Consider the following 23,604-nt stretch of genomic DNA (forward strand, 5'->3'; position numbering starts at 1 on the left):
GCAGGATAGGGGGACGATAGAGGGTGCCACAAGCATCCGTCATCCGACACCAAGCACCTTTCAACCGAGGAGCCGTAGTTGACCACCGAGTTCGCGCGCCAAGACCTGGCCCAAAACTCTGGCACCACAGGCGAACCCGACCGGGTTCGCGTGATCAGGGAGGGCGTTGCCTCCTATCTGCCCGATATCGATTCCGAGGAGACCGCGGAGTGGATGGAATCGTTCGACCAGTTGGTTGAACGGTCCGGTCCCGCTCGGGCGCGCTACCTGATGTTGCGCCTGCTGGAACGCGCCGGCGAGCAGCGTGTTGCCATTCCGGCCTTGACCTCCACCGATTACGTCAACAGCATCCCCACCGAACTGGAGCCCTGGTTCCCCGGTGACGAGGACGTCGAACGACGCTACCGGGCCTGGATCCGCTGGAACGCCGCCATCATGGTGCACCGCGCGCAGCGTCCGGGAGTCGGTGTGGGCGGCCATATTTCGACGTACGCATCGTCGGCGTCGCTGTACGAAGTGGGGTTCAACCACTTCTTCCGCGGCAAGTCCCACCCCGGTGGTGGCGACCAGATCTTCATCCAGGGCCACGCCTCCCCCGGCGTCTACGCACGCGCCTTCCTGGAGGGCCGGCTGTCCACCGACCAACTGGACGGTTTCCGCCAGGAGCACTCCCATGCCGGCGGCGGACTTCCGTCCTATCCGCACCCGCGGCTGATGCCCGACTTCTGGGAGTTCCCCACGGTGTCGATGGGCCTGGGCCCGATGAACGCGATCTATCAGGCGCGCTACAACCATTACCTCAACGACCGCGGCATCAAGGACACCTCCGATCAGCACGTGTGGGCGTTCCTCGGCGACGGTGAGATGGACGAACCCGAAAGCCGCGGCCTGATCCAGGTGGCCGCCAACGAGGCGCTGGACAACCTGACCTTCGTGGTCAACTGCAACCTGCAGCGCCTGGACGGCCCGGTCCGCGGCAACGGCAAGATCATCCAGGAACTGGAATCGTTCTTCCGCGGTGCGGGCTGGAATGTCATCAAGGTGGTGTGGGGCCGCGAATGGGATGCGCTGCTGCATGCCGACCGTGACGGCGCGCTGGTGAACCTGATGAACACCACGCCCGACGGCGACTACCAGACCTACAAGGCCAACGACGGCGCCTACGTCCGCGATCACTTCTTCGGTCGCGACCCGCGCACCAAGGCACTGGTGGATCCGATGACCGACAAGGAAATCTGGAACCTCAAGCGCGGCGGCCACGACTACCGCAAGGTGTACGCGGCCTACCGGGCGGCGATGGAGCACAAGGGCCAGCCCACGATCATCCTGGCCAAGACCATCAAGGGCTACACGCTGGGCCAGCACTTCGAGGGCCGCAACGCCACGCACCAGATGAAAAAGCTTGCCCTGGAAGACCTCAAGGCGTTCCGCGATGTCACCCGGGTACCGATCAGCGATGCCGATCTGGAGAAGGATCCCTATCTGCCGCCGTACTACCACCCCGGGCCCAACGCCCCCGAGATCCGCTACCTGCTGGACCGGCGGCGCACCCTGGGTGGATTCCTGCCCGAGCGCCGCACCAAGTCCAAGGCGCTCAAGCTTCCGCCCAGCGACACCTACAAGGCCTTGAAGAAGGGTTCGGGCAAGCAACCGGTGGCCACCACCATGGCGACCGTGCGCACCTTCAAGGAACTGTTGCGCGACAAGAACATCGGGCCGCGCATCGTGCCGATCATCCCGGACGAGGCACGCACGTTCGGGATGGACTCGTGGTTCCCGAGCCTGAAGATCTACAACCGCAACGGGCAGCTCTACACCGCGGTGGACTCCGAGCTGATGCTGGCCTACAAGGAATCCGAGATCGGCCAGATCCTGCACGAGGGCATCAACGAGGCCGGCTCGACCGCGTCGTTCACCGCGGTGGCCACCTCGTACGCCACGCACAACGAGCCGATGATCCCGATCTACATCTTCTATTCGATGTTCGGGTTCCAGCGCACCGGTGACGGGTTCTGGGCGGCTGCCGATCAGATGGCCCGCGGGTTCGTCCTCGGTGCGACCGCGGGCCGCACCACATTGACCGGCGAGGGACTGCAGCACGCCGACGGGCACTCGCTGCTGCTCGCCTCGACCAACCCGGCGGCGGTCACCTATGACCCGGCGTTCGCTTACGAGATCGCGCACATCGTCGAGAGCGGCCTCACGCGGATGTACGGGGAGAACCCCGAGAACGTGTTCTTCTACATCACCATCTACAACGAGCCCTACGTGCAGCCCGCCGAACCGGAGAACTTCGATCCCGAGGGTGTGTTGCGCGGGATGTACCGGTTCCGCAAGGCCCCGGAGAAGCGCAGCAGCACCGCGCAGATCCTGGCCTCGGGGGTATCGATGCCCGAAGCCATCAAGGCCGCCGACATGTTGGCCGAGAAGTGGGACGTGGCCGCCGATGTCTGGTCGGTGACCAGTTGGGGCGAGCTCAACCGCGATGGTGTCGCGGTGGAGAAGCAACGGCTGCGCCATCCCGACCAGCCGGCACCGACGGCGTACGTCACCCAGGTGCTCGCCGATGCCACCGGACCGGTGGTCGCGTTCTCGGATTGGATGCGTGCGGTGCCCGAGCAGATCCGTCCGTGGGTGCCGGGCACCTATGTGACGCTGGGGACAGACGGATTCGGCTTCTCCGACACCCGTCCGGCTGCGCGCCGCTATTTCAACACCGACGCCGAGTCGGTGGTGGTGGCCGTGCTGGAGGCACTCGCCCGCGACGGCGAGATCGATCCGTCGGTGTCCATCGCCGCGGCCAAGGAGTACCAGATCGACGACGTCAAGGCCGCCGGCGTCTCCTACGCCGACACCGGCAGCGCCTAGCGAGTTGTGGAGCGTCAGCCGCCCCGGTGACGGCTGACGCTCCACAAACCTCTACAAAAATCAGGCGTATCTTTTGGGGATGCCCGACAATCGGTTTGCCCCGCCTCCGGCGTCGACGCTGGAAGTGCTGCAGAGCGTCCCCGAGTCGGCGCTGCGCCGCCTCAAGCAGTATTCCGGCCGCCTGGCAACCGAGGCGGTGCACGCCCTGGAGACCCGGCTGCCGTTCTTCGCCGACCTGGAGGCCTCCCAGCGCGCCAGCGTGCAGCTGGTCGTACAGACCGCGGTGATCAACTTCGTCGAGTGGATGCGGGATCCCAACAGCGATGTCGGCTATACCGCCCAGGCCTTCGAGGTGGTGCCCCAGGACCTGCGCCGCCGCGTCGCGTTGCGCCAGTCGGTGGAGATGGTGCGGGTCACCATGGAGTACTTCGAGGAAGTCGTACCCCTGCTGGCCCGCAACGAGGAACAGCTCACGGCACTGACCGCGGGCATCCTGCGCTACAGCCGCGACCTGGCGTTCGCCGCCGCCACCGCCTACGCCGATCAGGCCGAGGCCCGCGGCGCCTGGGACACCCGGATGGAAGCCAACCTGGTCGACGCCGTGGTGCGCGGGGACCTGGGACCCGAACTGCAGTCCCAGGCGGCCGCATTGAACTGGGACGCGACGGCGCCGGCCACCGTCATCGTCGGGCTGCCGCGCCCCGATCGCCTCGAGCAGACCGGTGACGACGTGCACGCCGCCGCCCGCAAGTGCGGCCGTTCAGCCCTGTCGGATGTACACGGCACCTGGTTGGTCACCATCGTCACCGGTGGACTGTCGCCGACCGAACGGTTCCTGTCGGAGCTGATGAACGTGTTCGGCGACGGGCCGGTGGTCATCGGACCGACGGTGCCGACGTTGGGGGCGGCCCATCGCAGCGCCGCCGAGGCCATTGCCGGTATGAACGCCGTCGCAGGCTGGAGCGGCGCACCGCGTCCCGTGTCGTCACGCGAGCTGCTCCCCGAGCGCGCCCTGCTGGGCGACCCCAGCGCTGTGGCCGTGCTGGCGACCGAGGTGATGCGACCTCTCGCCGATGCCGACCCCGCGCTCACCAAGACGCTCGACGCCTACCTCGACTCCGGCGGCGCCATCGAGGCGTGCGCGCGGAAATTGACGGTTCATCCAAACACCGTGCGATATCGCCTCAAGCGAATCACCGATTTCACGGGCCGGGATCCGACGGTCCCCCGAGATGCGTACGTGCTGCGGGTCGCCACCACGGTGGGACGGCTCAAAGGTGACGCAAGCCACTTCAGCTCGCCAAATGGCTATTCCGGCGCGTCAGGTGGACAACAGCTCACCCGGTGGGGCGGATATAACCCGTGAGCCCAGGTTGCGGCCAGGTCTCGGCGCGGTCGCTTCACGTGCGCTTTTGTGGAAACTCCACAAAAGAATAAGACAAGGTTCATAATCTCTTACACCGCACTATGGGCCTCTCACAGTGTTTTCTTAATCCGTGCCCCAAAAGAATGTGCTTGCGCTGCTTGCGCCCGGACAGGGCTCGCAGACCCCCGGCATGCTCACCTCGTGGTTGGAGCTGCCCGGGGCGGCCGACCGACTGAACGTGTGGTCGGAGATCAGCGGACTGGATCTGGCCCGCCTGGGTACCACCGCGACCGCGGAGGAGATCACCGATACCGCGGTGACCCAGCCGCTCGTGGTGGCCGCGACGCTGCTGGCACACGAAGAACTGACCAAGCGCGGCCTCATCGCCGATAAGTCCGCCGCCGTCGCCGGACATTCGGTCGGCGAGATCGCGGCGTACGCCATCGCCGGCGTCATCTCCGCCGATGACGCGGTGAAACTGGCCGCCACCCGCGGTGCGGAAATGGCCAAGGCCTGCGCACTGGAGCCGACCGGCATGGCCGCCGTGCTCGGTGGTGACGAGGCCGAGGTGCTGGCCCGCCTGGAGTCCCTCGATCTCATCCCGGCCAACCGCAATGCCGCCGGCCAGATCGTCGCCGCCGGAGCGGTCGCGGCGCTGGAGAAGCTCGCCGAGGATCCGCCGGCCAAGGCCCGGGTCCGCGTGCTGGCCACCGCCGGGGCGTTCCACACCCATTACATGGCGCCCGCCGCCGAGGGTTATGCCGCGGCGGCCGCCACCGTGGCCACCAACGAGCCCACCGCGACACTGCTGTCCAACGCCGACGGCAAGCCGGTCGAGTCGGCGGCGGACGCGATGACCAAGCTCGTCGCCCAGATGACCCGGCCGGTGCGCTGGGATCTGTGCAACGAGACGCTGCGCGGCCTGGAGGTGACGGCCATCGTGGAGTTCCCGCCCGCGGGAACCCTGGTCGGCATCGCCAAACGAGAACTGAAGGGCACACCGACACATGCGGTGAAGGCCCCGTCAGACCTGGACGGACTCGCCGAGCTCTGAGTCCGGGTAGCACCGATAAAAGACGTTCAACCTCACTCCGACAGCCGGAGTGCCGTAACAAGAAGGAGCCATTGTGGCCAACCAAGAAGAAATCATCGCCGGCCTCGCCGAGATCATCGAAGAGGTCACCGGCATCGAGCCGTCCGAGGTCACGATGGAGAAGTCCTTCGTCGACGACCTGGACATCGACTCGCTGTCGATGGTGGAGATCGCCGTGCAGACCGAGGACAAGTACGGCGTGAAGATCCCCGATGAGGATCTGGCCGGCCTGCGCACCGTCGGTGACGTCGTCTCCTACATCCAGAAGCTCGAAGAAGAGAACCCCGAGGCCGCCGCCGCACTGCGCGAGAAGTTCGCACAGTGACACGTCCTTCCACTGCTAATGGCGGTTTCCCCAACGTCGTCGTGACCGCCGTCACGGCGACCACTGCGCTCGCGCCGGACATCGAGAGCACGTGGAAGGGTCTGCTGGCGGGCGAGAGTGGCATCCGAGTCCTCGAAGACGACTTCGTGGGCAAGTGGGATCTGAGCGTCAAGATCGGCGGGCACCTCGCGGAGCCCCTCGATCCGCTGATGTCCCGCCTGGAACTGCGACGCATGTCGTACGTCCAGCGCATGTCCAAGTACGTCGGCAATCAACTGTGGGAATCCGCCGGTAAGCCCGAGGTCGATCCCGACCGTTTCTCGGTCGTGATCGGCACCGGCCTCGGTGGCGGCGAGAAGATCGTCGAGATGTATGACGCGATGAACGAGGGCGGACCCCGCAAGGTGTCCCCGCTGGCCGTTCAGATGGTCATGCCCAACGGTGCCGCCGCGGTCGTCGGTCTCGAGCTCGGCGCCCGCGCCGGGGTCATCACCCCGGTGTCGGCGTGTTCGTCGGGTTCGGAGGCCATCGCCCACGCGTGGCGTCAGATCGTCATGGGCGATGCCGATATCGCGGTCTGTGGTGGCGTGGAGGGCATGATCGAGGCACTGCCCATCGCGGCGTTCTCGATGATGCGGGCCATGTCGACCAAGAACGACGACCCGGAGGGGGCGTCGCGGCCGTTCGACAAGAACCGTGACGGCTTCGTGTTCGGCGAGGCCGGGGCGATGATGATCATCGAGACCGAGGAGCACGCCAAGGCTCGCGGCGCCAAGCCGCTGGCCCGTCTCATGGGTGCCGGCATCTCGTCGGACGCCTTCCACATGGTGGCGCCGGCGCCGGACGGTCTTCGGGCCGGCCACGCGATGAAGCGCGCCATGGAGACGGCGGGGTTGTCCCCCTCGGACATCAGCCACGTCAACGCACACGCCACGGCAACCCCCATCGGTGACACCGCAGAGGCCAATGCGCTGCGCGTCGCCGGAGTCGGTCATGCCGCGGTGTACGCGCCCAAGTCGGCGCTGGGCCACTCGATCGGTGCCGTCGGCGCCCTCGAGTCGATCCTGACCGTGCTGGCACTGCGTGACGGTGTCATCCCGCCGACCCTCAACTACGAGACCCCCGATCCTGAGATCGATCTCGATGTTGTTGCGGGCGAGCCTCGTTATGGCGACTACCAGTACGCCATCAACAACTCGTTCGGTTTCGGTGGCCACAATGTGGCATTGGCGTTCGGACGTTACTGAGGATTCAGGGGAGAGTCCTCCAAGCAATGCGGCAGTAAAGAGGTGGGGAACAGCGTGACTGGGCTCTCGACGGGGAACGGTCTTCCCAACGTGGTCGTCACTGGCGTAGCCATGACGACCGCGTTGGCGACCGACGCCGATACGACGTGGAAGAAGCTGCTGGCGGGTGAAAGCGGCATCCGGACACTCGAAGACGATTTCATCGAGATGTACGACCTGCCGGTGCGTATCGGCGGCCATCTGCTCGAGGACTTCGACAGCGAGCTGACCAGGGTCGAACTGCGTCGCCTGTCATACCTGCAGAAGATGTCGACGGTCATCGGCCGTCGGGTATGGGAGAACGCAGGCTCCCCCGAGGTCGACCCCAAGCGGCTGATGGTCTCCATCGGCACCGGCCTGGGATCGGCCGAGGAGCTCGTCTTCGCCTACGACGGCATGCGGGCCAAGGGCCTGCGCGCGGTCTCGCCGCTGGTGGTGCAGATGTACATGCCCAACGGCGCGGCCGCTGCCGTCGGCCTGGAGCGTAAGGCCAAAGCCGGTGTCACCACCGTGATCTCGGCGTGCGCGTCGGGTTCGGAAGGTATCGCCAACGCCTGGCGCAACATCGTGTTCGGTGAGGCGGATATCGCCATCTGCGGCGGCGTCGAGACGAAGATCGAAGCCGTGCCGATCGCGGGCTTCGCCCAGATGCGCATCGTGCTCTCCAACACCAACGACGACCCGGCCGGTGCCTGCCGGCCGTTCGACCGGGACCGCAACGGTTTCGTGTTCGGCGAGGGCGGCGCCATGATGGTCATCGAGACCGAGGAGCACGCCAAGGCCCGCGGCGCCAACATCCTGGCCCGCATCATGGGTGCCAGCGTCACCTCGGACGGCTTCCACATCGTGGCGCCCGATCCCAACGGCGAGCAGGCCGGGCACGCGATGTCGCGGTCCATCCAGCTCGCGGGCCTGCAACCGAGCGATATCGACCACATCAACGCGCACGCGACGGGCACCAGCGTCGGCGACGTCGCCGAGGGTGTGGCGATCAACAATGCGATGAAGGGCCACAAGCCCGCGGTGTACGCACCGAAATCGGCGCTGGGCCACTCCGTGGGAGCCGTCGGCGCAGTGGAGTCCATTCTCACAGTGTTTGCCTTGCGTGACGGGATCGTCCCCCCAACCCTTAACCTTAAGAATCTGGACCCCGACATCGACCTGGACGTGGTGGCTGGCGAGCCCCGTACCGGTGACTACAAGTACGCGATCAACAACTCGTTCGGATTCGGTGGGCACAATGTGGCGCTCACCTTCGGAAAGTACTGACAGAAGTACCGAAGGCGCCGGTCACCATTCCGACGCGTAACCAGGAGGACTGGATGACCACGATGGCTCCCGAAGCAGCAGCTGAGTCGCTCGACCCGCGCGACCCACTGCTCCGGCTCAAGACGTTCTTCGACGACGGCAGCGTGTCGGTGCTGCACGAGCGTGACAAGTCCGGTGTGCTCGCCGCCTCGGGCACCGTCAACGGTGTGAAGACCGTGGCGTTCTGCACCGACGGCACCGTCATGGGTGGCGCGATGGGCGTCGAGGGTTGCGCGCACATCGTCAACGCCTACGACCTCGCCATCGAGGAGCAGAGCCCGATCGTCGGCATCTGGCATTCCGGGGGCGCACGCCTGGCCGAGGGCGTCAAGGCCCTGCACGCGGTGGGCCTGGTCTTCGAGGCGATGATCCGTGCCTCCGGGTACGTCCCGCAGATCTCGGTGGTCGTCGGCTTCGCCGCCGGTGGAGCCGCCTACGGTCCCGCGCTGACCGACGTCATCGTGATGGCGCCGGAGAGCAAGATCTTCGTCACCGGACCCGATGTGGTGCGCAGCGTGACCGGCGAGGACGTCGACATGGTGTCCCTCGGCGGCCCGGAGGCCCATCACAAGAAGTCCGGTGTGTGCCACATCGTGGCCGACGATGAGCTCGATGCCTACGAGCGCGGTCGCCGCCTGGTCGGATTCTTCTGCCAGCAGGGCCATTTCGACCGCGCCAAGGCCGAGGCCGGCGATACCGACCTCAAGGCCCTGATGCCCGCCTCCGCGCGGCGCGCCTACGACGTGCACCCGATCGTCGAAGCGCTGCTGGACAAGGATTCGCACTTCGAGGAATTCCAGTCCCGCTGGGCCCCGTCCATCGTGGTGGGCCTGGGCCGGCTGGCCGGTCGCACCGTCGGCGTCATCGCCAACAACCCGCTGCGCCTGGGCGGCTGCCTGAACTCCGAAAGTGCGGAGAAGTCGGCGCGTTTCGTGCGCCTGTGTGACGCCTTCGGCATCCCGCTCGTCGTCGTCGTGGACGTCCCGGGTTACCTGCCCGGTGTGGACCAGGAATGGGGCGGCGTCGTGCGCCGCGGCGCCAAGCTGCTGCACGCGTTCGGTGAGGCCACCGTCCCGCGCGTCACGCTGGTCACCCGCAAGATCTACGGCGGCGCCTACATCGCGATGAACTCGCGCTCACTGGGCGCTACCAAGGTCTTCGCCTGGCCGGACGCCGAGGTCGCCGTGATGGGCGCCAAGGCCGCGGTGGGCATCCTGCACAAGCGCAAGCTGGCCGCCGCCGCCGATCACGAGCGCGACGCCCTGCACGAGGAACTGGCCGCCGAGCACGAGCGGATCGCCGGCGGCGTGGACAGCGCCATCGACATCGGCGTGGTGGACGCGAAGATCGATCCCGCCCACACTCGCAGCGTGATCACCCAGGCGCTGGCCGAGGCGCCCGCACGGCGCGGTCGCCACAAGAACATCCCGCTGTAAGCCCGCACCTCCCGCACCTCCCGCGAAACTGTATTCCAGACGGCCGTCACTCGACATTTGCCTTCTGGAATACAGTTTCGGCGTTTCTAGACGAACTCGCGGGCCACTGCCTCGGCCCGCCCACGATCGGCGGCCACCAGTCCGATCCGGGTGCGCCGGTCCAGGATGTCCTCGGCGGTCAGCGCGCCCTCGTGGCTCACGGCGTACTCGAATTCGGCACGCAGGACGTCGATTCCCTCGGCGACCCGCTCCGCCGGCCGGTCGCAGGTGGCCCGGGCGATCACATTCGGCGCCTCCGCACCGTAGCGGGCCACCAGTGAGGACGGCATCTCCACCGACTCGCGCAGCGTGGCGACCGGGTTGGCCGGTGCCCCGACCAGCGGCAGGTTGCGGGTGCGGCACTGCCCGGCGGCCAGCCCACGCAGCGCCACCGCCCGGTCCAGCACGTCCTCGGCCATGTAGCGGTATTCGGTGAGCTTGCCGCCGATCACGCTGATCACGCCGTTGGGTGACTCGGTCACCGCGTGTTCCCGGGACACATCGGCGGTGTGCCCGCCGGATTCGATGAGCGGGCGCAGCCCGGCGTAGGACCCGCGCACATCGGCCTTGGTCAGCGCGGTGTCCAGGGCGGTGTTGACGGTGTCGAGCAGGAACGACACCTCGGCCTGGGTGGGTTGCGGCACATCGGGAATGGGCCCGGGCGCATCCTCGTCGGTGAGTCCGAGATAGACCCGACCCAGCTGCTCGGGCATCGCGAAGACGAACCGGTTGAGCTCCCCCGGTATCGGGATGGTCAGCGCCGCAGTGGGATTACCGAACGCGGCGGCGTCGAAAACCAGGTGGGTGCCGCGGCTGGGCCGCAACCTGATCGACGGGTCCACCTCCCCCGCCCACACGCCGGAGGCATTGATCACCGCGCGGGCGCGCACGTCCACCGATTCACCGGTGAGCTGATCGACGAGGCGCACCGAATCCCCCTGTGCGGCCTGTGCGGACACTCGGGTCAGCACGGTGGCTCCGTGCTGGGCTGCGGTGCGGGCCACGGCGGTGACCAGCCGGGCATCGTCGATCAGCTGACCGTCGTAGGCCAGGAAGGCGCCGTCGAGTCCGTCGCGGCGAACCGTCGGCGCCAGCTGCACCGCGCGGGCGGCATCGATCCGGCGCGATCGCGGCAGCGTCGCCACCGAGGTCCCCGCCAGCCTGCGCAGCCCGTCGCCGGCCACGAAGCCGACCCGGACCAGGGCGCGGGAAGCGCGGTTCATCCCGGGCAGCAGTGGCACCAGCTGCGGCATGGCCGACACCAGGTGAGGTGCGTTGCGGGTCATCAGGATTCCGCGCTCGATGGCGCTGCGGCGGGCGATGCCGACATTGCCGGTCGCCAGGTAGCGCAGCCCGCCGTGCACGAGTTTGGAACTCCAGCGGCTGGTGCCGAACGCCAGATCGTGTTTCTCGACAAGCACGACACGCAGCCCGCGGGTGGCCGCGTCCAGCGCGATACCGGTGCCGGTGATCCCGCCGCCGATCACCAGCACGTCGACGGGTGTGCCGTCGGCCAGGGACTCGAGTTCGGCGCTGCGGCGCTCGCGGTTGAGGGCGCTGTCCTTGAGGGGCGCGGGGTTCATGGCTGCAGGTATCCGTTCAGGGCGTGGGCCAGTTCGGCGGCCAGGTCGGCGGAGCTGAGGATGGGCTCGACCATCTGCGCGGACTGCACGGTCGACTGGGTGATGAGCAGGCACATGGCCGCCAGCCGGCGCGGATCGCCGGCGCGCACGCTGCCGTGCTGCTGCGCCAGTTCGATCTGGGCGGCGGTCGCATCGATGAGGATCTGCTGGCTGGTGCCCAGCCGTTCGGCGATGTAGACCATGGCCAGTTCGGGGGCACTGTGCAGCACCGACATCACGATCTCGTCGTGCTGCAGCCGTGCGGCGACCGCGACGATCCGGGCCACCAGCGCCTCCCGGCCGATCTCGCGGTCACCGGCCTCGTCGAGCACGCGGGTGACCCGGGACGTGAGCAGCGCGGCCAGGATGGACGGGGTGTCCGGCCAGCGCCGGTACACGGTCGGGCGGCTGACGCCGGCGCGGCGGGCGATTTCGGCGAGCGTGACGCGGTCGATGCCGTAGGCGAGCACGCAGGCGGCGGCGGCGTCGAGGATCCGGTCTGCCACCGACGCTTCGGCGTCATCGTTACTGATTGACATGATGTGTAATACTGTAACGCATGACGCACGCTGATGCAGCCCTGCAGCCCCCGATGAAGTGGAATGCCTGGGGCGACCCGCACGCCGCCAAGCCGCTCTCCGACGGCATCAAGGCACTCCTCAAGCAGGCGCTGGGCATCGAGGGCCCGGCCACCCCCGAACTGGCGATCACCGAGGTGCAGGTGCGGCCGTCGGCGCTGACCGACAGCGACCGCGCGGCCCTGGAAGCCGTTGTCGGGGCGCAGTTCTGCCGCACCGACGACGCCAGCCGGCTGCTGCGTGCCGGCGGCAAGTCGACCCTGGACCTGTTGCGTCGCAAGGACACCGGTGTGCAGGATGCCCCGGACGCGGTGCTGCTTCCCGGCAGCGAGGATGGCATCGTCGAGCTGCTGCGCATCTGTTCGCAGCGCCGGATCGCGGTCGTCCCGTTCGGCGGCGGTACCACCGTGGTGGGCGGTGTGGATCCCGAGCGCGGCGGATTCGCCTCGGTCATCTCACTGGACCTGCGACGCCTGGACGCCCTGCACAGCCTCGACGCGGTCTCCGGGGAGGCCGAACTCGGCGCCGGAGTCACCGGCCCCCGGGCGGAGGAACTGTTGGGCGCACACGGGTTCTCACTCGGGCATTTCCCGCAGAGCTTCCAGTTCGCCACCATCGGCGGGTTCGCCGCCACCCGATCCTCGGGGCAAGATTCCGCCGGCTACGGCCGATTCGACGATATGGTCCGCGGACTGCGGGTGGTGACACCGGCCGGCGTGCTCGACCTGGGCCGCGCCCCGGCCTCGGCGGCCGGCCCCGACCTGCGCCAGCTGATCGTGGGATCCGAGGGCCTGTTCGGCATCATCACCAGCGTGCGGGTCCGGGTGCACCCGGTCTCGGAGTCCACCCGCTACGAGGCCTGGTCCTTCCCCGATTTCGCCACCGGCGCAGACGCATTGCGTGCCGTCATCCAGACCGGCACCGGCCCCACGGTGATCCGGCTGTCCGATGAGGCCGAGACCGGCGTCAACCTAGCCACCACCGAGAACATCGGCGAGCAGACCATCACCGGCGGTTGTCTGGCGATCACCGCGTTCGAGGGGACACCGGCCCATGCCGAGAGCCGCCACGCCGAGACCGCCGCGCTGCTGCGGGCCCACGGCGCCACCTCGCTGGGGGAAGCGCCGGCCAAGGGCTGGGAGCACGGCCGGTTCGGCGCTCCGTACCTGCGGGATTCGCTGCTGGCGGCCGGCGCGCTGTGCGAAACCCTGGAGACCGCGACCAACTGGTCTCATGTGCCCGCCCTCAAGGCCGCCGTCACCGCGGCGCTGTCCGAATCGCTGGGACAGGCCCTGGTGATGTGCCATATTTCGCATGTGTACCCCACCGGAGCGTCGCTGTATTTCACCGTCGTCGCCGCCCAGCAGGGCGACCCGATCGAGCAGTGGCGCCGGGCCAAGACCGCGGCCTCCGATGCCATGGTGCGCACCGGCGCGACCATCACCCACCATCACGCGGTCGGCACCGACCACCGGCCATGGATGCGCGCCGAGATCGGCGATCTCGGCGTGGACATCCTGCGCGCGGTCAAGGCGACCCTGGACCCGGCCGGAATCCTCAACCCCGGCAAGCTGATTCCGTGATCAACCGGGTCACCGTTCTGACCAACCCAGCGTCGGGACACGGTGGCGCCTCCCATGCCGCGGAGCGCGCCATCACCCAGTTGCACCGGCGCGGTGTGGATGTCGTGGCCATTGCCGGGCGCGACTCCGCGCATGCCCGCCAGCTCGTCGAAGGCGCGCTGGAACGCGGCATGGACGCGCTCGTGGTCGTCGGCGGTGACGGCATCATCTCACTGGCGCTGCAGGTGCTCGCCCAGACCGATATCCCGCTGGGCATCGTGCCGGCGGGCACCGGCAACGATCACGCCCGCGAGTTCGGTATCCCGGCAAAGGATCCCGAGGCCGCGGCCGATGTCATCGCAGAGGGCAACATCAGCGAGATCGATCTCGGCCGGATCTCGGGCGCCGACGGCACCGATCGTTGGTTCGGCACCGTGATGGCCGCCGGGTTCGACTCACTCGTCACCGACCGCACCAACCGGATGACCTGGCCACACGGCCGGATGCGCTACAACCTCGCCATGGTGGCCGAGATCTCCAAGCTGCGACTGCTGCCGTTCCGGTTGTCCTTCGACGGCGGCGAGGAACTGACCACCGAGCTGACCCTCGCCGCGTTCGGTAACACCCGCAGCTACGGCGGCGGGATGAAGATCTGCCCGGGCGCGGACCCACGGGACGGTCTGCTCGACGCGACGATGGTGGCCTCGGCATCCCGGATGAAGCTGATCCGCCTGTTCCCCACCGTGTTCAAGGGCACCCATGTCGATCTCGACGAGGTGCGCACCGCACGCGCGAAGACGATCACCGTCGATTCCCCGGGTATCAACGCCTACGCCGACGGTGAATACGTGTGCCCGCTGCCCGTCACCGTCACCGCGGTACCGAACGCGCTGAAGATCCTCACGCCCTAACATCGAGCCGTGGACTGGGAGTTCGACGGTGCGGTGTTTCAGTGGCGCGGCCCGGCGCCGTACTTCTTCGTCGCCACCCCCGCCGAGGTCGACGACTTCCTGCACGCGCATCTGGGCGAGCTGACCTACGGCTGGGGTGTCATCCCGGCACGGGTGGGTATCGGCGCCACCACGGTGAGCACATCGCTGATCCCGAAGGACGACGTGTACCTGGTGCCGCTGAAGCTGGCGCTACGCCGGCCCGAGGGTATCGACGACGGCGATGTCGTGCGGGTGCGCCTCAGCGTCGGTGGTCAGCCGACGCCCCGGTTGAGCCAGCTGACCTCGCCGGTGTCGCCACCGCCGCGGTAGGGCTCCAGCGATTCGTCCCATGCGGTGCCGAGCACCGAGTCCAGATCGGCGGCCAGCGCGTCGGCGCCGGAGGCCATCAGGGTGCGCAGCCGCTGCTCACCGACCATCACGTCCCCGTTGGCGCTCATTGCCCCGCTCCACAGACCGAGTTGCGGGGTGTGGCACCAACGGTGTCCGTCGACGCCCTCACTGGGGTCCTCGGTCACCTCGAAGCGGAGCACCGACCAGGACCGCAGGGCGTTGGCCAACTGCGCACCGGTACCCACCGGACCCACCCAGTTGGTGACGGCACGCAGTTGTCCGGGCATGGCTGGTTGGGGCGTCCACTTGAGGTTCGCCCGCGCCGACAGGGTCGACGAAAGGGCCCACTCGACATGTGGGCATACCGCCGCGGGCGAGGCGTGAACGTAGACCACGCCAGTTGTCGCCTCGGCGAACTGGTTCGACGCACGCATACTTCTGCTCCTTCGGCTCCACTAGGGACGTCTTCCCCAACGACCTGGTGTTACCGAACTGTGCAGCTGTTTCGTGCGTGTCTATTGTGCCTCGTGGGACGCGTGTTGCGCTAGTGTGCGCCGAATTCTCTCAGGACTCCATCAGAGATGGCCGGCCACAGCGGATACGTCCACTCCCCGAAGTCCCGGTCGGTCAGCACCACAAAGGCCAGGTCAACAGCAGGATCCACCCACAGGAACGTCCCGGACTGGCCGAAATGCCCGTAGGTCCGGGCCGAGTTGGATGTGCCGGTCCAGTGCGGCTTTTTCTCCGCCCGGATCTCGAACCCGAGCCCCCAGTCGTTCGGGCGTTGCGATCCGAACCCGGGCAGTACCCCGTTCAGGCCGGCGAACTGCACCGTCGTCGCCTCGGCGTGCAACTCGGGCGTCACCAGCGCCGGCCGCAGCAGATCGGCGGCGAAACGCACCAGATCGTCCACCGAGGACTCGCCGCCGTACCCGGCGGCCGGCGCTCCCCCGGCCAGCGTCGAGGACGTCATGCCGAGCGGTTCGAACACGGCCTCGGACAGGTAGGTCTGCACCGAGATGTCGGTCGCCGCTTCCAGCGCCTCGGCGAGCAGGGTGAACCCGTGATTGGAGTAGATGCGCCGAGTCCCGGGAGCGGCGAGCACGTCAAATCTCCCGTCGCTTCGCTCGCCCCGGACACCGGATTGCATGGCCACCCCTGACGCATGTGCCAGCAGATGGCGCACCGTCGAACCCGGCGGGCCGGCCGGCGTGTCCAGTTCGAAGGCGCCCTCCTCCACCGCGACCTGTGCGGCGCGAGCGACCAGCGGCTTGGTGACCGAGGCGAGCCGGAACCGGTGGGTGGTGTCACCGTGGGCGGCGAGCACGGCAACTCTCCCGTCGCTTCGCTCGCCCCGACCGGCCGGCCCCACCACCGCGGCGGCAACTGTAGAGACCGGCCAGTCGTCGAGAAGCTCGAGTGCGCCCACCGAGCAGATGCTACTTATGCGCGACGTAGTAGTAGTTGATCGGATCGGACTCGATCTCGCGCACCTGCACATCGTCGAATCCGGCGTCGGCGAGCATCGCGGTGGCGAGCTCGCGCCCCCAGCAGGTGCCGAGTCCGTCGCCGTCCAGCCCCAGCGACACGCTCATGCAGTGCATCGTCGACACGGTGTACAGGTAGGGCGCGAACGGCACCCCGATGTTGTCCTCCACCCGGCTGGACGACTTGATGTCGACCATCAGGAAGGTGCCGCCGGGCCGCAGGGCGCGATGGATGTTCTGCAGGACGCGGCCCGGATGAGCCTGGTCGTGAATGGCGTCGAACGCCGTGATGACATCGAAGGCCTCCGCGACGTCGTATCCGGCGACATCGGATGCCTGGAAACGCACGTTGCCCAGCCCGCGCTGTTGCGCCTCGCGGGTGCCCACCGACAGCCCCTCCTCGGAGAAATCGATGCCGACGAACCGGCTGCCCGGGAAAGCAGCGGCCATCACGTTCACGGCGTGGCCACTGCCGCAACCGAAGTCGGCGACATCGGCTCCGTCGCGCAGCCGTTGTGGCAGCCCCTCGACCATCGGCAGGATGCCGTCGACCAACGCGGCGTCGAAGACCTCCCCGCTCTCCTCGGCCATCAACCGGTGGAAGCGGGGATATTCGGCGTAGGACAGTCCGCCGCCGTGGTGGAAGCAGCCGATCACCTGTTGCTCGACCTCGGCGAGCAGTGGGATGAACTGCGCCACCCGGGCCAGGTTGTCCGGACCCGCGGCGCGGGTGAGGGCGGCCGCACGGTGCTGCGGGAGCGAATAGGTCTGGGTGGCCGCGTCATAGTCGACGATCTGGCCGGCCGCCACGCCACCGAGCCACTCGCGCACATACCGTTCGTGGAGTCCGGCCGCGTCGGCGATCTGGGTGCTGGTGGCCGGCGGCAGGCTCGCCAGCGTGTCGAACAACTTCGTCTGGTGCCCGATGGACAGCAGAAGCGCGGTACTCGCCGCGTCGATGGTGCCGACGATGCGTCCGGCGAATTCTTCGGTGGCCTCCGACGTGATGGTCGGATCCTCGTTCAATGTGGTCATGGACGCAACGCTAGGCCGCCTCAACGGTATTGCCCATCGGGCAGACCATGTGTTTCACCGGGTGCACTGTGGTGCACATGATGTAGATCAGCTTCCTTCGGCGAGCACTCCCTGTTGGAATGCCCAGCTCGCCGCCGCTGTACGGGTCGAGACCCCGACCTTGGCGTAGATGTTCGCCAGGTGCCTGCCCACGGTCTTGTCCGAGAGGTGGAGTTGTTGGGCCACCTGACGATTGGTGGCACCGCCGGCGATGGCGCGGAGCACTTCGACCTCCCGCCGGGTGAGCCCACCGGGAACCTCACGCCCGCACATCCCGGCAGGCTGCACCGCGAGTTGCTCGTAGATGCTGTCCGCGGTCGCGAGGTCGGCGCGGGCGGCCTGCTCCTCACCGAGACCACGGTGCGCCAGAGCCATCCACTCGTACACTTCGGCGGTCTCGTAACGGGACCGCTGAGTTCGATATTCACGCAGCGCCGACTCCAGAGACTTCAGAGCTGCGGCGTGCTCACCGCGTCGGACCAGTACCGCGCCGCGGGCGTGCGCCGCCCAGGCGCGGTAGCCGGGTGTGCCGTAGGCCTCGGCGCTCGTTTCCAGCTCGCGGCAGTGCTGTTCGGCTTCATCGAATGCCGCCCGCGCCAAGGCGATCTCGACCGCAGCCCGAAGCATTCGAATCCTGTCCAGTCCCCCGACACCGGCCATCGCGACCCGCAGGTCGGCCCACGCCGCCTCGGTCTGGCCCAGTCGGCACCGCACCAACGCCTCACCCGGCTGCGGGTCGGCACCGAGACTGCGCGCCTTGGCGAACGCCACGAGCGCACCGTCGCTGTCACCGCGCAGCCGGCGCACCTCGCCCAGCTGGTAGTAGCCCTGGGCCCCGACCCAGGCGTTGACACCTTCCAAAGCCACACTGGCGAGCAGCAATTCGTCCTCGAGCCGACGGTAGTCGTCGTCGGCCGCGGCAAGTTGCAGGCGGTGCACATCGCACACCCGGTAGTAGGTGGTGGTGCCCTCAACCCCACACCAGCGATGCATGGCCTCGGTCCACGAACGCATGCGCGGCTGGTCGGCGAGCTTGTGGCACAGGTTGAGCACCACGCAGTAGATGTCGCCTGCCCACTCGGCGCGGACTTCGCCGGTCAACAGTGTCAGGATCGCCTCGTCGACAAGCGCGTACCCGTCGGTCACCCGGGCCTCGTGAAACGCGGCCATCGCCTGGGCGATCAAACACAGCGAGGTCAACGACGGGTCATCGAGCGGGTCGCAGATGATGCGCATTTCCTGCACGAGACGGTTCAGTTCGGCGGTGTCCTGGACCGCCGATGCCGCAAGGGCCTCAAGGTAGGCGAGATATCCGTGCGTGGCACCGGGTGGGCTGCCGGCGAGCAGGCGACGTGCGCGATTCATCCACCCGTTGGCGATGTTGACATCGCCGCGGGTCAACCATTCCAGTCCGATGTCGACGGCCTTCATCGACGCAGCCGCCGGATCGCTGCGCACCAACTGGACGTACACCCGCTCTGCGAGGCGGACAGCCTCTTTGATGTGACCCAGCCGCCAGGCACATCCGGAGTAGGCGTCGAGGTCGCCCATCGCCATCGGCCCCAGGCCATCGGCGCTCACGAATGCGTCGTAGGCCGCGCGCCAGTCGCGACGCCCGTACGCGTCGCGCGCATCGTGCAGCAGATCCTCGACACTGCGGAAGGCCGTCATTTGTCCTCAACGGTATTACGGCGCGGCGCGTGAAAACAGATCCCGAGCGGGACACCTGCGCCAAACTGGACACCTGTCCGGCGCACCCGGCGGGCGGGTATTAGGTTATAGGCATGAGTCAGACAGTGCGAGGTGTCATCTCCCGGTCCAAAGGTCAGCCCGTCGAATTGGTCGACATCGTCATCCCCGATCCCGGTCCCGGCGAGGTCGTGGTGGCGATCCAGGCCTGCGGTGTCTGCCATACCGATCTGACCTACCGCGAGGGCGGCATCAACGACGAGTACCCGTTCCTGCTCGGCCACGAGGCCGCCGGCATCGTGGAGACCATCGGCGCCGGAGTCACCCACGTCGAGGTCGGCGACTTCGTCATCCTGAACTGGCGCGCGGTCTGCGGCGAGTGCCGGGCCTGCAAACGCGGCCGCCCGCACCTGTGCTTCGACACCTTCAACGCCACCCAGAAGATGACCCTGACCGACGGCACCGAGCTCTCCCCGCACTGGGCATCGGCGCCTTCGCCGACAAGACCCTGGTGCACGAGGGCCAGTGCACCAAGGTCGATCCGGCCGCCGACCCGGCCGTCGCCGGTCTGCTGGGCTGCGGTGTGATGGCCGGCCTCGGTGCGGCGGTCAACACCGGTGCGATAAGCCGCGATGACACCGTCGCGGTCATCGGCTGCGGTGGTGTCGGAGATGCCGCCATCGCCGGTGCCGCCCTGGTCGGCGCGCGCCGCATCATCGCCGTCGACGTGGATGACCGCAAGCTGCACGTGGCCCGTGAATTCGGCGCCACCCACACCATCAACGCCAAGGACCTCGACGCGGTGCAGACGATTCAGGACCTCACCGACGGTTTCGGCGCCGACGTCGTCATCGACGCCGTCGGACGTCCCGAAACCTGGAAGCAGGCGTTCTACGCCCGCGACCTGGCCGGCACCGTGGTCCTGGTCGGGGTGCCGACCCCGGACATGAAGCTGGAGATGCCGCTGGTCGACTTCTTCTCCCGCGGCGGCTCGCTGAAGTCCTCCTGGTACGGCGACTGCCTGCCCGAACGCGACTTCCCCACCCTGATCAGCCTCTACCTGCAGGGCCGGCTGCCGCTGGAGAAGTTCGTCTCCGAACGCATCACGCTGGACGCCGTCGAGGATGCCTTCCACAAGATGCACGCCGGCGAGGTCCTGCGATCGGTGGTCGTGCTGTGAGCGTCCAACGCGTCGTCACCAGCGGGAAGTTCGAACTCGACGGCGGCAGCTGGGACGTCGACAACAACATCTGGCTCGTCGGCGACGACAACGACGTCATCGTCTTCGACGCCGCCCACACCGCGGCCCCGATCATCGACGCCGTGGCGGGGCGCAACGTCGTCGCGGTGATCTGCACCCACGGGCACAACGACCACATCACCGTCGCCCCCGAACTCGCCGAGACCCTCGACGCCCCGGTCTTCCTGCACCCGGCCGACGAGATGCTCTGGCGTGAGATCCACCCGGACAAGGACTTCCACCGCGTCGAAGACGGCCTGGTGCTCACCGCCGGCGGTATCGAACTGCACGCCCTGCACACCCCGGGGCACTCGCCGGGTTCGGTCTGCTGGTCGGCTCCCGAACTGAATGCCGTCGTGTCCGGCGACACCCTGTTCCAGGGTGGACCGGGCGCCACCGGGCGGTCCTACTCCGACTTCCCCACCATCCTGGACTCCATCTCCAAGAAGCTGGGCACCCTGCCCGGTGAGACCGTCGTCTACACCGGCCACGGCGATACGACGACGATCGGCGGCGAGATCGTGCACTACGACGAATGGGTGGCACGCGGCCACTAGCCATGCACGCCGTTGACGCCGTCGCGACGATCCTGCTGTTCGTCGCCCTGCTCGGCTGGGTGGGCCTGTCGGTGTACGCCGGCGCCATGAGCGTCACGCTCAGTGACAGCGGTGCGCCCGGCGTGGCGGTGGTCGGCGTGCTGCTCGCCGTCATCGGGATACCGGCGTCGGTGATCGCCGTCTATGTGGCGGCGATCGTATATGCCTGGCAGGCAGACGGTTACACCTTCTTCTATCCCCTGGTGGCGCTTGCCGCAGGAACGTTGCTAGCCGCACTGGTGGCCGCCGTCGCCTTCGGGTTGGTGCGGCTGGGGCTCCGGCTGCACGGCACCGATGCCGACACCGACAAAGGCTCGGAGGTGGTGACCGCACCCGCGGTCTACGCCTTCGACACGGTGCACGAGTTGCGCGACGGCGCTCTCGTGATCGAACTCGGCATCGAACGCTCCAGCGGTCGGCGGTACCTGAGAACCCCGATGCCGCAACGGGACGGTGAGTACCGCGAGTTCTTCGGCATCGACATCGCGATGTACGACTTGTTCTCCGATGACCGTGGCGCGGCGCTCGCCTTCGCCGAGCAGTGCCGCGCCGGGCGGCACGAGGATCGTTGGCTGCCACCGCCCGGGGCGCCGGCGGCCATTCCGCCCTCCCCCGAGCGCAAGCATCTGGCGCGAAAACGGGCGATCCTGCTGACCGATCACCCCGTCGACGCCTCGGGTGCCGCGGCCCCCGGGCTACCGGTGGGCATCGCGTTCGTCCGGATCGTCGGCAACCGCGTCGATGCGGACGGCAACCTCGCGGTCCGGCTACCGGGCGAAGGCTCCGACGTCGTGTCGGTCGACGCCCGCCTGTTGGGTGTGCACTGAGCCTGCCGGGCATTAGGCTCTGCCCATGTCGGGGCGGCAATTGCTCACCATGGTCCTGGGGGTGGCGATGATGATCGCCGCCATCGCGTGCGCGTCCCCGCTGCCGGACAACCCGCAACGGGCACCGGCGAGGACGACGGCGGCGCCGGAGATCCCTGAACTCGGGGTGTCGGGGACGTCCCTGACGTTGGACGGCCAACCCTGGTGGCCGATCGGCATCAACGCCTACCAGCTGGCCACCGACTGGTCGGTAAATGCCGGATGCGGCGCCCAGGTGGATCTCGACACGTATTTCGGTCAGCTGCAACCACATTCGCTGACCAGGTTCAATGCGTTCGCCAGCCTCGCGGTGAACAGGCACACCGGGCTCCTCGACTTCAGCGCGCTCGATGCGGTGGTCCGCGCCGCCGAACGCCACGGCCAGCTGCTCATCGCGGTGCTCTCCAGCAGCGAGGGCAGCTGCGAAGGCGACTCCTTCAAGGACTACGGCTGGTACGCAGGGGGCTGGCACACCGAGAACGCGCCCGGCCTGCCGATGACCTTCCGGGCGTGGATGGACGCCGTGGTGCGACGCTGGGCCGATTCACCGGCGCTGGCCGGCTGGACGGCCGTGGGCGAACCCGAACCGTCGGATTGCCGGGATCCGCAGTGCGACTGGACCCGGCGCTACTGTCACCCGGACTCGGCGGAGGTGCTGCGCGCCTTCTTCGACGCCACCGGCGCCCGAATCCGCGAACTCGATCCCGGCACAACGATTTTCAGCGGGCACGCCGGTGGCGGTCAGTGCGGTTCGGCCGGTGCGGCGTTCGGGTACGTGAATTCGTCCCCCGGGGTCGACGTGCTGGAATATCACTTCTACCACGGCATCGACTACCTGCCGGGGAACGCGTTCGACGGGCTCGCGCGGCGCGCCCAGCAGGCCCGGGCGTTGAACAAGCCGCTGCTGATCACCGAGATCGGGATGGCGGCCGGGTCCTGCGGTTCGTTGGACGAGCGGGAACGGGTGCTCCGTGACGCCTTCACCGAGATGCGCAGACAGGGCACCGCGGGGGCGATGTTCTGGGCCTTCGTCCCGGACCCGCGTCCCCGGGAATGCACCCTCGACATCGGGCCCGCCGACCCGCTGATGAGACTGGTCGGAACCGCCCCCGGCTGACGCGTCCGGCGCATCACCGGCCGCCGAGCAGCCTGCGCTTCTCGGATTCGAACTCCGCGTCGGTCAGCGCGCCGCAATCACGCAGGGCGGCCAGGTTTTTCAGCTGCTCGATGCGGATACCGTCCTCGGTGGGGATGTAGGAGTGCGGCGCCGCGGGTGTGTCGCCGATCGTGAAGGTCGGCGGCGGTGGGCCGGTGGGTACCGGGCGCGGGGCGCGGCGCACCCTGGCGGCCCAGATCCGCGCGATGACCAGCCCCACGAGGGCGAGCCCGAACGCCGCCGCGCACCACCACGGCAGCGCGCCCCATTGACTGCCGTGACCGAAGGCCAGCCGCGGGCTCAGGTATGCCCCGACATTGCCGTCGGTGCGGATCCGGTAGGCGCCGTCCTCGGCGATCCGGGCCACCCACACCCGGACCCGGGCGTCGTTGTTCACCGTGGTGGTGCCGCCGATGCTCTCGGTGATCACGGGTTCGGGTGCCCCGGCGGGTGGGTCGATGCCCAGCTGCAGGTCGGGTATCGGCAGGCCACCACCGCTGGTGCTGCCGATGATCTGGGTGTGAAAGCTGATGGTGACCTCGCCGGCGGGGAGCTGCAATGTCGCCGCACCGGGGATGGGCACCTCGCCGTACGCGTTGTACCTGTCGAAGACGAACGCGTTGAGAATCAGTGCCACGATGAACCCGATGCCGGCCACCACCATGCCCATCCCGGCCAGGAGGGTGAGCACACGCGGAACCGTTGCCGGACTCATGGCTGGAAGTCTGGC

At 68.0% G+C, this 23,604-nt stretch carries 20 protein-coding genes and 1 pseudogene; 14 read left to right on the forward strand and 7 right to left on the reverse strand.

Translation table 11 applies throughout. The features are described 5' to 3' along the window. The first annotated feature begins 78 nt into the window (after positions 1–78). The 7 genes from aceE to C6A86_RS17895 all read left to right on the forward strand — a co-directional run bounded on the left by aceE (position 79) and on the right by C6A86_RS17895 (position 9,682). On the forward strand, positions 79–2,868 hold the full coding sequence (gene aceE, locus C6A86_RS17865; protein WP_105364328.1) for a pyruvate dehydrogenase (acetyl-transferring), homodimeric type: 2,790 nt from the start codon (positions 79–81) through the stop codon (positions 2,866–2,868). Between the two features lie 79 nt (positions 2,869–2,947). After that, positions 2,948–4,234: a CdaR family transcriptional regulator gene (locus C6A86_RS17870; protein WP_105364327.1), complete on the forward strand. Its 1,287-nt coding sequence runs from the start codon at positions 2,948–2,950 to the stop codon at positions 4,232–4,234. 145 nt (positions 4,235–4,379) lie between these two features. Then, positions 4,380–5,288: an ACP S-malonyltransferase gene (locus C6A86_RS17875; protein WP_105364326.1), complete on the forward strand. Its 909-nt coding sequence runs from the start codon at positions 4,380–4,382 to the stop codon at positions 5,286–5,288. Positions 5,289–5,358: 70 nt separating this feature from the next. Then, the gene (gene acpM / locus C6A86_RS17880; protein ID WP_057169783.1) at positions 5,359–5,652 is read left to right on the forward strand and encodes a meromycolate extension acyl carrier protein AcpM; all 294 of its coding nucleotides are present in this window, start codon (positions 5,359–5,361) and stop codon (positions 5,650–5,652) included. Next, complete coding sequence (gene kasA / locus C6A86_RS17885; RefSeq protein ID WP_105364325.1) at positions 5,649–6,899, forward strand: 3-oxoacyl-ACP synthase KasA; 1,251 nt, start codon at positions 5,649–5,651, stop codon at positions 6,897–6,899. Before acpM ends, kasA begins: the two co-directional genes overlap by 4 nt. 54 nt (positions 6,900–6,953) lie before the next feature. After that, positions 6,954–8,207, forward strand: coding sequence for a 3-oxoacyl-ACP synthase KasB (gene kasB, locus C6A86_RS17890; protein WP_105364324.1), 1,254 nt, complete (start codon positions 6,954–6,956; stop codon positions 8,205–8,207). Between the two features lie 53 nt (positions 8,208–8,260). Continuing rightward, positions 8,261–9,682 (forward strand): acyl-CoA carboxylase subunit beta, encoded by a 1,422-nt coding sequence (locus tag C6A86_RS17895; protein ID WP_105364323.1) that lies wholly within the window; start codon positions 8,261–8,263, stop codon positions 9,680–9,682. Positions 9,683–9,768: 86 nt separating this feature from the next. Here the strand turns inward: C6A86_RS17895 and C6A86_RS17900 are convergent, their stop codons facing one another. After that, the gene (locus C6A86_RS17900; protein ID WP_105364322.1) at positions 9,769–11,304 is read right to left on the reverse strand and encodes a glycerol-3-phosphate dehydrogenase/oxidase; all 1,536 of its coding nucleotides are present in this window, start codon (positions 11,302–11,304) and stop codon (positions 9,769–9,771) included. Continuing rightward, positions 11,301–11,885 (reverse strand): TetR/AcrR family transcriptional regulator, encoded by a 585-nt coding sequence (locus tag C6A86_RS17905; protein WP_105364321.1) that lies wholly within the window; start codon positions 11,883–11,885, stop codon positions 11,301–11,303. The genes C6A86_RS17900 and C6A86_RS17905 overlap by 4 nt, the downstream gene beginning before the upstream one ends. A 50-nt stretch (positions 11,886–11,935) precedes the next feature. Between C6A86_RS17905 and C6A86_RS17910 the strand changes: the two genes are divergently transcribed. Genes C6A86_RS17910 through C6A86_RS17920 form a run of 3 tightly spaced genes read left to right on the forward strand, consistent with a single transcriptional unit; the run spans position 11,936 to position 14,745 of the window. Then, positions 11,936–13,504 (forward strand): FAD-binding oxidoreductase, encoded by a 1,569-nt coding sequence (locus C6A86_RS17910; RefSeq protein WP_105364346.1) that lies wholly within the window; start codon positions 11,936–11,938, stop codon positions 13,502–13,504. Further along, positions 13,504–14,394 (forward strand): diacylglycerol kinase, encoded by an 891-nt coding sequence (locus tag C6A86_RS17915; protein ID WP_105364345.1) that lies wholly within the window; start codon positions 13,504–13,506, stop codon positions 14,392–14,394. Before C6A86_RS17910 ends, C6A86_RS17915 begins: the two co-directional genes overlap by 1 nt. Positions 14,395–14,403: 9 nt before the next feature. Further along, positions 14,404–14,745 carry a DUF1905 domain-containing protein gene (locus C6A86_RS17920; protein WP_105364320.1) on the forward strand — a complete coding sequence of 114 codons (342 nt, stop codon included), beginning with the start codon at positions 14,404–14,406 and terminating at the stop codon, positions 14,743–14,745. Here C6A86_RS17920 and C6A86_RS17925 read toward each other — a convergent pair. The 4 genes from C6A86_RS17925 to C6A86_RS17940 all read right to left on the reverse strand — a co-directional run bounded on the left by C6A86_RS17925 (position 14,688) and on the right by C6A86_RS17940 (position 18,998). Then, on the reverse strand, positions 14,688–15,200 hold the full coding sequence (locus C6A86_RS17925; protein WP_311100813.1) for a DUF3145 domain-containing protein: 513 nt from the start codon (positions 15,198–15,200) through the stop codon (positions 14,688–14,690). The genes C6A86_RS17920 and C6A86_RS17925 overlap by 58 nt on opposite strands. Positions 15,201–15,310: 110 nt before the next feature. Next, complete coding sequence (locus tag C6A86_RS17930) at positions 15,311–16,195, reverse strand: serine hydrolase (protein WP_199196022.1); 885 nt, start codon at positions 16,193–16,195, stop codon at positions 15,311–15,313. Between the two features lie 10 nt (positions 16,196–16,205). Then, positions 16,206–17,288: a class I SAM-dependent methyltransferase gene (locus tag C6A86_RS17935; RefSeq protein WP_311100814.1), complete on the reverse strand. Its 1,083-nt coding sequence runs from the start codon at positions 17,286–17,288 to the stop codon at positions 16,206–16,208. An 87-nt stretch (positions 17,289–17,375) separates the two neighbouring features. Beyond that, positions 17,376–18,998 (reverse strand): LuxR C-terminal-related transcriptional regulator, encoded by a 1,623-nt coding sequence (locus C6A86_RS17940; protein ID WP_105365452.1) that lies wholly within the window; start codon positions 18,996–18,998, stop codon positions 17,376–17,378. A 113-nt stretch (positions 18,999–19,111) separates the two neighbouring features. On the opposite strand from C6A86_RS17940, the pseudogene C6A86_RS17945 reads away from it, so the two are divergent. From C6A86_RS17945 to C6A86_RS17960, 4 genes and pseudogenes are all read left to right on the forward strand, one after another. Then, a pseudogene (locus tag C6A86_RS17945) lies at positions 19,112–20,196 on the forward strand (S-(hydroxymethyl)mycothiol dehydrogenase). Then, positions 20,193–20,813, forward strand: a complete 621-nt coding sequence (locus C6A86_RS17950; RefSeq protein ID WP_105365450.1) for an MBL fold metallo-hydrolase — start codon at positions 20,193–20,195, stop codon at positions 20,811–20,813. The pseudogene C6A86_RS17945 and the gene C6A86_RS17950 overlap by 4 nt, the downstream one beginning before the upstream one ends. Before the next feature lie 2 nt (positions 20,814–20,815). Continuing rightward, a complete protein-coding gene (locus C6A86_RS17955; RefSeq protein WP_105365449.1) occupies positions 20,816–21,679 on the forward strand; it encodes a hypothetical protein in 864 nt (287 codons plus the stop codon). A 25-nt stretch (positions 21,680–21,704) separates the two neighbouring features. Continuing rightward, positions 21,705–22,835: a beta-mannosidase gene (locus C6A86_RS17960; RefSeq protein WP_105365448.1), complete on the forward strand. Its 1,131-nt coding sequence runs from the start codon at positions 21,705–21,707 to the stop codon at positions 22,833–22,835. Between the two features lie 13 nt (positions 22,836–22,848). Here the strand turns inward: C6A86_RS17960 and C6A86_RS17965 are convergent, their stop codons facing one another. Further along, positions 22,849–23,589, reverse strand: a complete 741-nt coding sequence (locus tag C6A86_RS17965; RefSeq protein WP_105365447.1) for an SHOCT domain-containing protein — start codon at positions 23,587–23,589, stop codon at positions 22,849–22,851. Positions 23,590–23,604 lie beyond the last annotated feature (15 nt).

This window comes from Mycobacterium sp. ITM-2016-00316, assembly GCF_002968335.2.
Classification (GTDB): Bacteria; Actinomycetota; Actinomycetes; order Mycobacteriales; family Mycobacteriaceae; genus Mycobacterium.